Annotated in this window: 10 protein-coding genes and 2 pseudogenes; 6 read left to right on the forward strand and 6 right to left on the reverse strand. The window is 68.7% G+C overall.

From position 1 onward, the window contains the following. Positions 1–84: 84 nt before the first annotated feature. Positions 85–1,815 (reverse strand): glycoside hydrolase family 6 protein, encoded by a 1,731-nt coding sequence (locus ACIHAO_RS40875; protein WP_396567363.1) that lies wholly within the window; start codon positions 1,813–1,815, stop codon positions 85–87. A gap of 236 nt (positions 1,816–2,051) precedes the next feature. Between ACIHAO_RS40875 and ACIHAO_RS40880 the strand changes: the two genes are divergently transcribed. From ACIHAO_RS40880 to ACIHAO_RS40890, 3 genes and pseudogenes are all read left to right on the forward strand, one after another. Next, a complete protein-coding gene (locus ACIHAO_RS40880) occupies positions 2,052–2,729 on the forward strand; it encodes a response regulator transcription factor (RefSeq protein ID WP_396567365.1) in 678 nt (225 codons plus the stop codon). Beyond that, entirely contained in the window at positions 2,722–4,116 is a 1,395-nt protein-coding gene (locus ACIHAO_RS40885; RefSeq protein WP_396567367.1) for a sensor histidine kinase, read from the forward strand. The genes ACIHAO_RS40880 and ACIHAO_RS40885 overlap by 8 nt, the downstream gene beginning before the upstream one ends. A 57-nt stretch (positions 4,117–4,173) precedes the next feature. Beyond that, positions 4,174–5,187, forward strand: a pseudogene (locus ACIHAO_RS40890) (acyltransferase family protein); the annotation flags it as partial. Positions 5,188–5,313: 126 nt separating this feature from the next. On the opposite strand, the gene ACIHAO_RS40895 reads toward ACIHAO_RS40890, so the two are convergent. Continuing rightward, complete coding sequence (locus tag ACIHAO_RS40895) at positions 5,314–6,762, reverse strand: DHA2 family efflux MFS transporter permease subunit (RefSeq protein WP_396567369.1); 1,449 nt, start codon at positions 6,760–6,762, stop codon at positions 5,314–5,316. 209 nt (positions 6,763–6,971) lie between these two features. Between ACIHAO_RS40895 and ACIHAO_RS40900 the strand changes: the two genes are divergently transcribed. Next, positions 6,972–7,823 carry a maleylpyruvate isomerase N-terminal domain-containing protein gene (locus ACIHAO_RS40900; RefSeq protein WP_396567371.1) on the forward strand — a complete coding sequence of 284 codons (852 nt, stop codon included), beginning with the start codon at positions 6,972–6,974 and terminating at the stop codon, positions 7,821–7,823. Positions 7,824–7,913: 90 nt separating this feature from the next. Here the strand turns inward: ACIHAO_RS40900 and ACIHAO_RS40905 are convergent, their stop codons facing one another. From ACIHAO_RS40905 to ACIHAO_RS40915, 3 genes are all read right to left on the reverse strand, one after another. Further along, entirely contained in the window at positions 7,914–9,692 is a 1,779-nt protein-coding gene (locus ACIHAO_RS40905) for a fibronectin type III domain-containing protein (protein ID WP_396567373.1), read from the reverse strand. Positions 9,693–9,814: 122 nt separating this feature from the next. Then, positions 9,815–10,750, reverse strand: coding sequence for a multiprotein-bridging factor 1 family protein (locus ACIHAO_RS40910; protein ID WP_396567375.1), 936 nt, complete (start codon positions 10,748–10,750; stop codon positions 9,815–9,817). A 59-nt stretch (positions 10,751–10,809) separates the two neighbouring features. After that, complete coding sequence (locus ACIHAO_RS40915; protein ID WP_125795551.1) at positions 10,810–11,202, reverse strand: helix-turn-helix domain-containing protein; 393 nt, start codon at positions 11,200–11,202, stop codon at positions 10,810–10,812. Positions 11,203–11,296: 94 nt separating this feature from the next. Here ACIHAO_RS40915 and ACIHAO_RS40920 point away from each other — a divergent pair, with 94 nt between their 5' ends. Continuing rightward, a complete protein-coding gene (locus ACIHAO_RS40920) occupies positions 11,297–11,704 on the forward strand; it encodes a RidA family protein (protein WP_396567378.1) in 408 nt (135 codons plus the stop codon). 3 nt (positions 11,705–11,707) lie between these two features. Here the strand turns inward: ACIHAO_RS40920 and ACIHAO_RS40925 are convergent, their stop codons facing one another. Next, positions 11,708–12,187: a cupin domain-containing protein gene (locus tag ACIHAO_RS40925; RefSeq protein WP_396567380.1), complete on the reverse strand. Its 480-nt coding sequence runs from the start codon at positions 12,185–12,187 to the stop codon at positions 11,708–11,710. A 481-nt stretch (positions 12,188–12,668) separates the two neighbouring features. On the opposite strand from ACIHAO_RS40925, the pseudogene ACIHAO_RS40930 reads away from it, so the two are divergent. Continuing rightward, positions 12,669–12,986, forward strand: a pseudogene (locus ACIHAO_RS40930) (IS1380 family transposase); the annotation flags it as partial.

Here is a 12,986-nt window from a genome sequence, read left to right on the forward strand (position 1 = left end):
GTGTGTGCCTGTTTCGCCCCGTTTGCGCCCCCCCTCGCCCCTGTGGGCCCCTACCCCCACCGACCTGAGACTGCTTCGCGCTACTTACAGCGCCGGATACGCGTTCTTCAGGAGTTCCTGGAACTGCGCCGAGAACCAGTGCCCGGAAAGCGGTGCGTCGGGCAGCGCGCCGGACAGGTTGTTCTGGTTCCTCGGGTTACCGGTGTACGTCGGATCGCACATCCGGTCGAAGCCCTTGCCCTCGGTGTTCGGGATCTCCTTGCTGGCACCGTCGGACTCGCCCGGCGGCTTGATCCAGACGTAGGCGTCGATCCCGGCTTCCGGCGCGGCCTTCGGGCGCTCGCCCAGCCCCGCGCCGGACTGGTTGCACCAGTTGCCCAGGTGGATGCGGCGATCGGTCCGGCCGCCGTTCACGTAGGCGTCGACGGTGGTGGACGGCCCGGCCCCGGTCGGCCGCGCGGTGCCGCCCCAGCCGTTGCGGGAAGTGTCGATGAGCATGCCGACGTCCGCCGGGAATCCGGCCCGCACCGCTTCCTGCCGGAACGCCTGGGCGTAGGAGAGTTCGTCGACGTAGCGGTTCCAGTCGATCCACTTCGACGTCCGCACCGAAGTGCCGCCGACACTGTCGTTCACGGTGAAGTACGGCTCTTTGAGCGCACCGTAGTTCGCGGTGTTGGCGATGAAGCCGTGCACGTTGGCCGTCGTGCTCCCGGAGGTCCGTGCGGCCTCGGCCATGAGCGCGGCGGAGGGGCCGAGGTTGTCGTCCCAGCCGAGCCAGCCGTGGTGCCCGGCGTCGATGTAGTTGTAGACGTTGGCGAGCGGACCGAGTTTCGCCAGCGCGTAGCCGACGCCCTTGACGTAGTTCCCGTTGGCCTTCATGACGTCGCACTGGGGCGTGACCGTCGGGCGGGGCGTCACGTTGGTGACCAGGTTCGGCAGTGAGTCGATCTCGACCACGTTCACGATCCGCAACGTCGAGTACTTCGGATCGGCGACGATCGTGGCGATCGGGTCGATGTACTCGGTCTGGTACCGCGCGAGTTCGTCCGCTTTGAGTTCGCCGTTCGAAGCGAGCGCGGAACAGTCCCGTCCGGGCAGGTTGTAGATCACCAGCTGGACGACCAACGGTTTCCCGGCGGCCTGCCGGAGTGCTTCGTCGAGATGACCGCGCAGCCCGCGGCTCGTGCTCGTGCCCGTGATGGCGGCGATCCGGTCGAGCCAGACGCCGGTCGGCTGGTTCGCGATCCGGGCGCCGCCCGGTTCCGCGGCGGCCTTCGCCGACCAGTCCGGGTTCACGTACACACCGGCATCGGCATAGGGGTTGTCCACCTTGGGGCCGCCCGGACCCGGCGTGGTGGTCGTGGTGGTCGGCGAGGCCGTGGTGGTGGGGACGGTGGAACCGGTGCAGGTGGTGCCGTTCAAGGTGAAGATCGCGGGTTTCCCGTTGGTGCCGGAGTGGCTTCCGTTGAACCCGGGGGAGACGGTGGCGCCGGTCCCGATCGAACCGTTCCACCCCGCGTCCTTGACCGTCACGCGCGTACCTTGCTGGCCGAAGTTCCCGTTCCAGCCCTGCTGCACCCGCTGGTCGCCGGGGAAGTCCCAGCTCAGCGTCCAACCGCCGCTGATCGGGTCGCCGAGATTGGTCACGGTCACGGTCGCCCCGAAACCGGTGTCCCATTGGTTGGTGATCGTGTAGTCGACCTTGCAGCCCGGCGCCGCTTCGGCACTCGAGCCCAGCACCACCGGCACCGCCACCATCGCGAGTACCGCGCTGATGGCCAGTGGTGCCGAAACACCCTTTCTGCGGAATCTCATACGTCGCCTCCTTGCGACCGGAATCCGAATTATGGGAGCGCTCCCATCGAGGACCGTAAAGGGACGGATCGGTCATGGCAAGGATGAGGGGTCCGAGGTGTGGGATCGCTCCCATAAAGCTACGAAAGGACTGGGCCACCCGGTGGAAGGCTCCGCCCGATGGCCGCGAAGCCTTCACCCGGACAGTGGGATCGGGCTTCGGGAGTTCGGGCCCGGCCGTATGGGATCGTGAGCCGATGAGGATCTTGCTCGTGGAAGACGAGCGGCGGCTGGCCGAATCGCTGCGCGCCGGGCTGAGTGCCGAAGGGTATGCCGTGGACGTCGCGCACAACGGCCGCGACGCGCTTTGGTACGCCGCCGAGCATCCCTACGCCGCGATGATCCTCGACATCATGCTGCCCGGCCTCAACGGCTACCGCGTCTGCCGGAGACTCCGCGAACGAGGTGACGACACCCCGATCCTCATGCTGACCGCGAAGGACGGGGAGGACGACGAGATCGAGGCACTGGACACCGGCGCCGACGACTTCCTCCCGAAGCCGTTCTCGTACGGCGTCCTGCTCTCCCGGCTGCGGGCGCTGATCCGGCGCGGGGGAGCGACCCGGCCGGGCACGCTGCGGCTCGGTGACCTCGAACTCGACCAGGCCAGTCACAGCTGCCGTCGCGGCGGGGCCGAGATTCCCTTGACCACCAAGGAGTTCGCGCTGCTGGCTTATCTGATGAAGCGGCAGGGCGAAGTGGTCACCAAGGCGGAACTGCTGGAGAACCTCTGGGATTTCGCGGCGTCGGCGACCGCGAACCTCGTGGAGGTCCACATGAGCGCGCTGCGGCGCAAGATCGATCTGCCGTTCGGGGTGGAGACGATCCGGACGGTGCGCGGCGCCGGCTACCACGTGGTGGGCTCCGGTGCCTAGGTTCTCGCGGACCACCCGGTTCCGGGTCGCGCTGACCGCCTTCCTGGCGTCGCTCATCGCTCTGACGGTCGTTTCGGCGTGGCTCGTGCTCGATGCCCAGAGCCGCCTCGGGCACGGTGCCGCGCAGCTGGCCCGGGCGAGGGCGGCCGCGATCGTCCAGTTGCTGAACAACGGCGCGGCACCCGCCGATCTGCGCTTGCTCGTGCGGGACTCGATCTACGAAGTGACCACCCAGAGCGGTGAGCGGGTCGCTTCCTGTCCCGGCCTGCGCTCCGGGGCGATCGCGTCGGGTGGAGGCTTCGAGCACGGCGACGACGTCCGTATCCTCGATCCCGGCGACGTCGACCTCGGCGCGCAGGAATCCGTCGGTTGTGCGCCCGTGCTCGGGCAAGACCCCGAGCAGAACGGGCTTCGGCTGCACGTCTCGGCGTTCGCGAGCGGGGACAGCAAGTACCGGGTCTACGGCGCCGCCGTCGTCGACGAGTCCGGACAGGCGGCGCTCGATTCGGTGCGCGTGACGCTGCTGGCCGGAGTCCCGGTGATCGCGCTGCTGATCGGGGCGATCGCGTGGCTCGCGGTCCGCCGGTCGCTGCGGCCGGTCGAGGCGATCCGCTCGGAGGTCGCGGAGATCGGCGCGCACGATCTCTCCCGCCGGGTCCCGGCCCCGGACAGTGCCGACGAGATCGCGAAGCTCGCGGAAACGATGAACACGATGCTCGCCCGCCTGGACACCGCGGTCACCCGGCAGAGCCGGTTCACCTCGGACGCGTCGCACGAACTGCGCACTCCGCTGGCGTCCCTGCGGACTCAGCTGGAGGTGCTGCTCGCGCATCCGGACCGGCTGGACTGGCGTGACGCGTGCCGGAACGCGCTCCTCGACGTCACCCGGCTGCAGGACCTCGTCGGCGATCTCGTGCTGCTCGGCAAGCTGGACAACGCGGCACCGGAACGGTTCACGCCGGTGCGACTGTCCGAAGTGGTCGAATCCTGTCTGTCCGGACGGCAGGGTGTACGTGCGGGGATCGAGGGCGATCCGACGGTGCTCGGTGACCGCGGCAGGCTGGAACGGTTGCTGCGCAACCTGGTGGACAACGCGCAACGCCACACCCGAACCGGCGTCGAGGTGACGGCGTCCACAGTGGACGGTTTCGGGGTGCTGACGGTCACCGACGACGGTCCCGGCATCCCCGCCGCCGACCGCGAGCGGGTGTTCGACCGCTTCGTGCGGTTGGACGACGGACGCGCGCGTGACGACGGTGGCGCCGGACTCGGGCTGGCGATCGTCGCCGAGATCGCCAGGGCGCACGGCGGCACCGTCGAGGTCGCCGACCACGACGGCGGAGCCAGCCTTGTCGTCCGCCTGCCGTTGGCGGAAGCGCGAAGCTGAAGACGTCTTCAGCTTCCTTAAGCTTCCGTTCAGCGTTCACACCCGAACCTTCGGGGCATGTTCGCTCCCTCGCGTCACTCCTGGTGGCGGCCGCTCGGCCACGCCGACTACCTGGCCTCGTCGTGGTTCCCCGGCCTCACCGGCGTGCGCGCGCTCGCCGCCGTGGCCGTCGTGTTCTTCCACTACGGCGGTCCCGTCGTCGACCGCCTGCAGGGCTGGATCGCCGTGCAGCTGTTCTTCGTGCTGTCCGGTTTCCTCATCACGACACTGGCCTTGAGGGAAGAAGACCGTGACGGCCGGATCTCGCTGCGCGGGTTCTTCGTTCGCCGGGTCTTCCGGATCATGCCGGTGTACTTCCTGCTCCTGGCGCTGACCACGCTCGCGGTGGTGCTCGGCGGCACGTATCAGAGCAGCAGGCTCGCCGACGCCATGCCGTACTACCTCGTCTTCGGCAACGAACTCGTCGACTACAACACGCCCTATCCGACGTCGTGGTCGCTGGGGGTGGAGGAGAAGTTCTACCTGGTGTGGCCCGCGTTGCTGGTGCTCACGTCGTTCGCGCGGAGCGGGAAGACGGCGCTGCGCCTGCTGCTGGGCGCGTCGGTCGTCCTCGGTGTGGTGCTGTTCGCGCTTCCGCTGGCGCCGTCACACACCTGGGCGAGCCTTTCGGTGCACTACTGCTCGCTGGTCATCGGCTGCCTGCTGGCGATGACCCTCCACCATCCGCGCGGGTTCGCCCTGTTCCGGCCGCTGACCAGGCCCGCCGTCGCCACGGCGATCGGATGCGGGTTCGTCGTCCTGCAGTTCTCCGTCGGCCCGCTGGCGAAGGCACTCGGCGGACACTGGCAGTTCGTGGTCCCGGTCTACGCGGCGGGCTCGGCCTTGCTGCTCGTGGCCGTCGTTTCGCCCGGTCCGGTCCGGAAACTGCTTTCGAGCAGGCCGATGACCTATGTCGGCGATCGTTCCTACGCGCTCTACCTCGCCCAGACGGGCGCGGCCGGGGTCACTGGCTGGCTGCTGCCCAGCGGGCTCGCCAAGGCCGCGGCGACCACTGGTGTCGCGTTGCTGTTCGCGTGCGCGTTGCGCCGCTGGGTCGAACAGCCCGCCATCGCCTACGGCCGGAAAGTGGCCGAACGCCGCGCGCCCGCCGTGCCTCCGGTGAAGGCAGCGGCGGGCGCGAAGGGAACGGTTCCGGCGTCAGTGGTGCGCGGCCACCGCGGTCGCCCCGGCGCTCTTCTTGACGAAAAGCGAACCGACGAACGCGGCCAGTCCGACACAACCGGCGACCATGAACGTGATGCGGATGCCCCCGGCGTCGGGGCTGGCCGCCCCGGCCGTGGTCGTGCTCGCCGTGGCCACCGCGATGAACATGGCGGTGCCGAGCGCGCCGGCGAGCTGCTGAAGGGTGGCGAGGATCGCGCTGCCGTGTGAATAGAGGTGCTCGGGCAGCGAACCGAGGGATTCGGTCATCAGCGGCGTCATCATGAGGCCGAGCCCGCACATCAGGAGGACGTGGATGGCGATGACCGCGACCAGCGGCGATCCCGGACCGAGCAGGGCGAACAGCCACAGCGAGACCGCCATCGCGGCGGCGCCGGGGATGACCAGGGGCCGGGGGCCGAAGCGGTCGTACAGCGCGCCGACCGGGCGGCCGAGCAGCCCGAGGGCCAGGCCGCCGGGAAGCACCGCGAGCCCGCTGACGAACGTGCTGGTGTGCAGGACGGTCTGCAGATACAGCGGAAGCAGGATCGCCGCGGCGCCGAGCAGGCACATGAACAGCAGCGCCGTCAGTACCAGCGCGACGACGAAACTGCGGTGGGTGAACGGGCGCAGGTCCAGCAGCGCGCGATCTTCCTTCTGCAGGCGCAGCTGGCGCCAGGTGAACACCACGAGTGCCACGGCGCCGACGGCGATCGGCACCCACGGCGGCACCGGCTGATGCCCGCCCGCGGACTCTCCGGACACCGACAGGCCGTACAGGACGCCACCGAAACCGATGGCGGACAGGATCACCGACAGCACGTCCAGCGGCACCTTGCGGGTGTCGCTCTCCAACCTCAGCTGCAGCATGCCGACCACCAGGGCGGCGATCGAGAGCGGCAGCACGATCCAGAACATCCAGCGCCAGCCGAGCGAGGAGAGCACGGCACCGCCGATGGTCGGGCCGATGGCCGGGGCGACCGCGATGACGATCGTGATCGTGCCCATCGTGGCGCCGCGTTTCTCCACCGGCACCAGGCGCATGACCGTGGTCATCAGCAGCGGCAGCATCACCGCGGTACCGCAGGCCTGGATGACCCGGCCGGTCAGCAGGAGCGCGAAGCCCGGGGCGAGCGCGCTGACCAGCGTGCCGGTGCTGAACAGGGTCAGCGAAGCGAGGAAGACCTGGCGCGGGGTGAACCGTTCGAGCAGGAACCCGGTGGTCGGGATGACGACCGCCATGGTGAGCAGGAAGCCGCTCGTCAGCCACTGGACCGTGGTGGTCGGGACCTTGAGGTCGACGGTCAGGTCACGCAGCGCGACGCTCAGGATGGTCTCGTTGAGGATCATCACGAACGCGGACAGGACCAGGACCCCGATCAGGAGCCCGGCTTTCGCCGGTGCCCTTTCCTGGTCGTGGGCGGTTTCGGGCAGGGTCTCGGTCATCAGTGAAGGGCTCCTGGAAGGGCGCAAGTCCGCGTTGCCCGCCTTCGGCGCCGGCAACGGTGACAGCGAAGGCGAGGCTGATCTGCCGTCCAGTCTGCCTGGGTCGGTCGGTGCGTGTCACGTCGATTTCCGTAGTGAGTACGGTCACTGCGTCCGAAGACAGCACGAAAGCCGAAGGATTCGCCGTCCCACCAAGATAAAATCGGCCCGTGACCACAGCGATCACGGCGGATCGATGGCAGTCGGTGCGGCGCGCCTATCGGGTGACAGGGGCGCGGTTCGCGGAACTGGTGGCCCGCGTTCCGGATCCGGACGCGATGGTCACCGCGGACTGGACGGCGGCCGACACGGTGGCCCACGTCGCGATGATCGCGAAGATGTACACGTCGCTGGCGCGCCCGGACAGCACCCCGTTCTTGGACGCCCGCGGGCAGAGCCAGGTCCAAAAGACCACTGTGGACACCGTTTCCGTGCTGAACACCTTGGTGTTACGAGATTTTCCCGAACGCGACATCGGCGTGCTGGTGACCGGACTGCTCGCTGACATCGACGAGGTGCTGCGGGTGACCGAGGACGCCGATCCGGCGACCCCGCTGGACTGGCTCGGTGACTCGAAGGTGCCGCTAGCGGGAGTCCTCGCGCACCTGGTCAACGAACTGCAGATCCACGGCTGGGACATCGCCAAGGCGCTGAAGCTGCCGTGGACGATGCCACCGGGTGACGCGGCGCTGTTCTTCGACCTCTTCATGGTCGGCGTGCTGACCCACGACACCGGCCACCTTCTCGACACCGACGCACCGCCGCGGGAACGACGGATCGCCGTGGCGTTCCGGTCGGCCTACACGTCACCGGTCGTGCTGGTGCTGCATCGGGGGCAGGTCACGGTGGAGCCGCCCGGCGGGCCGGTCGACGTGCGGATCTCGTTCGACCCGCCGGCACTGAACCTGATGCTGTTCCACCGGGTCGGCAAGGCGCGTGCCGCGCTGACGCGCAAGATCGTCGTCAGCGGTCCGCGACCGTGGCTGTTGCCCGCCTTCTTGCGGGTGGTCCGGCTGCCGTAGGGCACGTTCACCGGTCCGTGAAGGCCTCCTTGAGGGACCCAGAGTCCCTCAAGGAGGCCTTCACGGACCGACCACCGCACGAGACCTCGCCTAGAGCGTCAGCGACCAGGTATCGAGCACCCCCGTGTCACCGGGCCCGTAGTCCGTGACGCGGAGCTGCCACTTCCCGCCCGCCGGTGACGACGCGCCGGGCACCGAGAACGTCCGGGCGCCGTTCCACGCGGTGCAGGCCTGACCGCCGCTGTACTTGAGCGGATAGGCCTTGCCGTTCGGATCCAGGACCGTCACGCCGAGGTCCTCGGCGCAGGTGTGCCGGATCGTCACGGAAATCCCGAGCGACGCCGCGGCCTGCCCGGTGAGGGCCGAGGTGACCGGGCTGAACACCTGCCGGTGGTCCTGGATCGCGAAGTCGGTGCCGTTGCTCAGCGTCCGGCCGCCGGTGCCGGGCTGCGTCTTGACCGACACGACGCCGCTCGACGGCGACACGTTCCCCGCCGCGTCGCGGGCCTTCACGGTGAAGCCGTACGAGGTATCGGGGCTGAGCCCGGTCACGGTGACACTGGTTCCCGTCGCGGACGTCGCCAGTGTCGAACCGTTGTAGACGTCGTAACCGGCGACACCGACGTTGTCCGTGGCGGCGTCCCAAGCGAGCGAGACACTGTCCGGTGTCGAGCCGGTGGATCGCGCGTTGCCGGGCGCGCTCGGTGCCGTGGTGTCGCCTCCGCCGGTCACCAGGGTGAGGTTCCACTTGGTCAGTGCCTCGATCACCGGCTGGAAGATCGACATGTCCCCGTCGCTGGGGTTCTCCACGCACTGCGACGGGCCGCCGTCGTGCAGGCCGACCGCCTTGGTGCCGAGCAGCCAGCCACCGCCCGAGTCGCCGCCGAGCGAACAGGCCGTCGTCCAGGTCAGGTCCTCGATGATCAGGCCGCCGCCGTAGTCGACGGCCTTGTGCGTGTACTTCACTTCGCCGCATTTCCACTTCGAGGTGTTGCCGGAGTGGCAGACCCGGTCGCCGACCATGGCCTCGGCCGAGCCGGTGACGGTGATGGCGGGTTCGCCCCACGTGTTGACCGCGGCGGAGAGTTCCCAGCCGGACTGCGTCACCGCGACCACGCCCATGTCGCCTTCGCGGGCGTTGACACTGCGCGTCCCGCCGACGTTCGAAGTGCCGATCCGGTTCTGCTGGCCCTGCGCGCCGTAGGCGGCCTGGTCGCGATCGTTCGTGCAGTGCCCGGCGGTGAGGAAGTGCTTGGCGCCGGACGAATCCGTCGCGCCGAAGCCGACCGAGCAGTTGGTCTCGCCACCCGGCCACCACGGGTTCCCGGTCTGGATCGTGCCGGCCTGCTGTCGCGGCGAAGACCCGGTTTCGGTGATCCGTACGCCGAGATCCCTTGCCCGGGAAAGGAAACTCTCGGTCGCGGCGGTCTTGCGGGAGTTGTCGACCGAGATGCCGACCTCGTTGTTCCGGACGTCGACACCCCAGCCGAACACGCCGGGGACACCGTCGCCGACAAGCGCGCGGACGGCCTCGTCGGTCCGGTCCAGGTCGGCTTTGGACCGGGAAACCAGCCGCGGTTCGGCACCGGCGCTCCGCGCCGCGTCGGCGTCCGCCGCGTTCGTGACGGCCAAGGTCAGCTTGCCCGTGGCCGCGTCGAACCACTGTCCGGCGGACCGGGCGCGCAGTCCGGCGGGGAGCGACGCGGCCAGCCGGTGGGCCTCGTCCTGCGCCGCGAGCTGGGATTTCGCCTGGGACACGGTCAGGCCGAACGCGGCCGCCACGCCGTTCACCTCGGCGTCGGGATGGACAGGAGCCGGCGGGGAAGCGGCCTGTGCCAGCGGGGTGAATCCCGCCGCGGCCAATGCCATGACACTGAGGCAGGAAAACATTCTGCGGTGCCGTCGCATGCGCACTCCTCGAATCGAAAAGTAGGTGCGCCGACGGTAGTTCCTGAACCTCGCGGAATTGCAGGCCCGCGAGTCGTTAACAATTAAGAGTCCCAGTCCCACTCGAATCCGAACCTGCCGGGCCCGAAATTCAACGCGACGCCGTGCACGGAGTCGGCGCATGGCAGGGCTTCCGTCCGTTCCGCGGGCTGTCCGTCCTGTTCGGAATACCGGCGGCACCGGGCCGGGAGCGCATCGGGGGAGAAGCGGATCTCGAGCACGTACTCCCGTGCGGGCAGCCGGAATTTGCGTTCGTAGTTCGTCGCGTGCGGGAACGGCGCACTGTTCACCAGCGTGTGCTCGGTGATGACCGTTTCGCCTTTCGTGAGCGGCCGCTCGAAGAGCAGTTCCATCACGAGAAGTCCGTCTTCGGGCCGGTGCACGCTCCGGCCGGGGTGGCAGCCCCGCAACGAGGTCACCGCGGGCAACGGCCGGTCGTGTTCGTCGATGTGGACGATCACCACCCACCGGTCCGGGCCGTCGGCTTCGGCGCGGAGCACCTGCCGCGACCGGAACGCGAGTTCCTCCCGGCCGGGGCCGACGGAGACGACGTCATGCTGGCTGATCCTCGTCAGCCGCTCGTCCCACCGGGTGTCGACCTCGCTGACGGCCGCGTCGATCCGGGTGCGGTCCGGCCAGTACCGGCCGATCTCCGGCAGCCCGTCGGCACGGGCCGGCCACCGGCCCCGCGCCCGCGGCGGGCCGAGCAGCGCGGTCAAGCTGCCGGGCGCCACCTCCAGTACCTGTTCGAGATGGCGGAGTCCGAGTACCGAATCCCGGCGTTCCGGGCGGCTTCGCCCGGACTGCCAGTAGCTGAGCGTCGCCGCCGTGATCGAGACGCCACGAGCGCGCAAGTGGTCGCGCAGGCGCTCCAGGCTGAGGCCGCGCGCCCGGATCGCCTCGCGCAGCGCGTCGGCGAAGGGCCCGTCACGGAGCAACCGCTCCAGCCCGGGCTGGGGATCCGCTCCGCCGGACGTCACGCGACGAGCATAGATCCGTACCGGGGCGAGGTGAACGAGCCGAGAGCCTGACCAGGCTTTTAACCGTTAACAGGCGCGTCGAACCGGCGTCGTGAGTCTTCGATGTGGCCGAGGAACCGGTGGGTCCAGTCGCACATCCCGTCGACCGTCGCGCGCAGGCCGCGCCCGGCCTCGGTGAGGGTGTAGTCGACGCGCGGCGGGACGGTCGGATGCACCGTCCGCTCGATCAGGCCGTTGCGCTCCAGCATGCGCAGGTTCTGGGTGAGCATCTTGTGGCTGATGCCCTCGATGTCGTTCCGCAGTTCGGTGAACCGCCGGGTGCGGTCGCCGACCGTCTCGATGATCAGGAGCGCCCACTTGTTGGCGACGTCGGAGAAGATCTCCCGCGCCAGCGAGTCCGCGCGCATCAGATCCGCGTCGTCCGTCGTGCCGCTGAGCTGCTTGGTCACCATGAGGTTCCCCAGTCACGAAAAAGTGCGTTCTTCCAGGTCGCCGCACACTCTCCTACAGTTCCTGGGTAACCACAAGTGACCACGAGGAGTACTGATGAGCATCACCCTGGTGAACCCCGCGGGATTGCCGGAGATCCCCGCCTACCGGCAGGTGTCGATCGCGACCGGGTCGAAGCTGGTCTTCATCGCGGGGCAGGTCTCCTGGGACGCCGACGGTGCCGTTGTCGGCGAAGGTGACCTCGCCGCTCAAGTCGAACAGTGCTACCTGAACATCGGTACCGCGCTCGCCGCGGCCGGCGCCACTTTCGACGACGTCGCGAAAATGACCGTCTACGTCGTCGACTGGACGCCGGACAAACTCGCGCTGTTCCTCGAAGGCGTGGACAGGGCCGCCGCCGAACTGGGCGGCACCCCGGTCCCGCCGGGCACCCTGATCGGCGTCGCGGCCCTCGACGTACCTGAGCACCTCGTCGAGATCGAGGCGACCGCGGTCATCGACTGACGCTCACCGGCCGCGCGCGGCACGCCAGATCGGGCTGTCGACGTAGTGGTTGTCGTACTGCTTCGAGGACGCGGCGATCTCCGAAGGGTCGGCCTCGCCACGCGCGACCCGGTCGAGGAGCCGGTAGTAATCGAAGCGGGCCATGCCCGGCGTGAAGGTCACCAGAACGTCGGCGTCCGAGCCGTCGGCGGGCCCGAACGCGTGCGGCACCTTGGGCGGAACGGCGAGGAAGTCGCCCTTTTCCAGCGTGTGCAGGGTTTCCTCGACGAGGACCTGGAGTTTTCCTTCGAGCACGAAGAAGAACTCGGTCGCGCGAGTGTGGAAGTGGGCCGGGGTGCCGAAGACGCCGTCCTTCAAGGTCGCGCGGTTCGCGGTGAAGCCCCCGTCGGTGGTGTCCGAGTCGGCCAGCAGCGTGATCTCGCTGCCCGGCGCGTCCCTGACGATCTCGGCGTCGGCGGCCCGGAGGAGGATGGGGTCGAACATGGTGGCGTCTCCTTGGTTTTCCTTGTTCAGCAGGCTCGCTGACAGGAACAGCTTCTCGCGGTGCCGGGCCTTGATCAACGCGGAAAGCCGACTCGATCGATAATACTGGGGTTATCGATCGGGGTGGGTTGTGAGTGGCGACTCGGGTTAGTGCGAACTGTGTTTCAGGTACCTACGTGATCCCGGGTGCGGTTGATCGCAGCCACGGACTCGATCCCTCGCCACGCTCGCCTCACCGGCACCAGCGGTCACGCCCTCACGGTCTCCGGTGCGGCGCTCACGTGAGTTTCGCGGTCCGTGGGGATGTCGTGAAGGGTCCCTTTGAGACGGTGAACCTGGATTCACCGGTGTGGTGTGGGGGTGGGGGTGTGTCTGGGTACGCAAATGCCCTCTGGCTTGGGATGATTGTTCTTGCGACGGAACAAAATCCTTCTAGCGAGAGGGCATCTGCTGGATGCGATCTTCTCATACTGCCGGGTCGGTGTCGGTGAGGTTCGATGATGCGGGTCTCGTGTCGTGCGCGGGGCTGGTGCCGGTGCTGCGGCTGGCGGAGGACATCGGCCTGGGCGGGCTGATCGAAGGCCGGGTTGACCTGGGGATTCCGGTTGGTGCGAACACAGGCGCGAAAGCGTTGTCGATCGTGGCTGGGATGGTGGCCGGGGCGGACTCGATCGAGGACCTCGATGTGATCCGGCATGGTGGGGTGCGCCGGTTGTTCACCGGTCTGCGGGCGCCCTCGACCTGCGGGTCGTGGCTGCGGGGGTTCACCCACGGCCACGTCCGCCAGCTCGCGTCGGCC

It is taken from the genome of Amycolatopsis sp. NPDC052450, assembly GCF_044547565.1.
In the GTDB taxonomy this organism is placed as follows: Bacteria; Actinomycetota; Actinomycetes; order Mycobacteriales; family Pseudonocardiaceae; genus Amycolatopsis.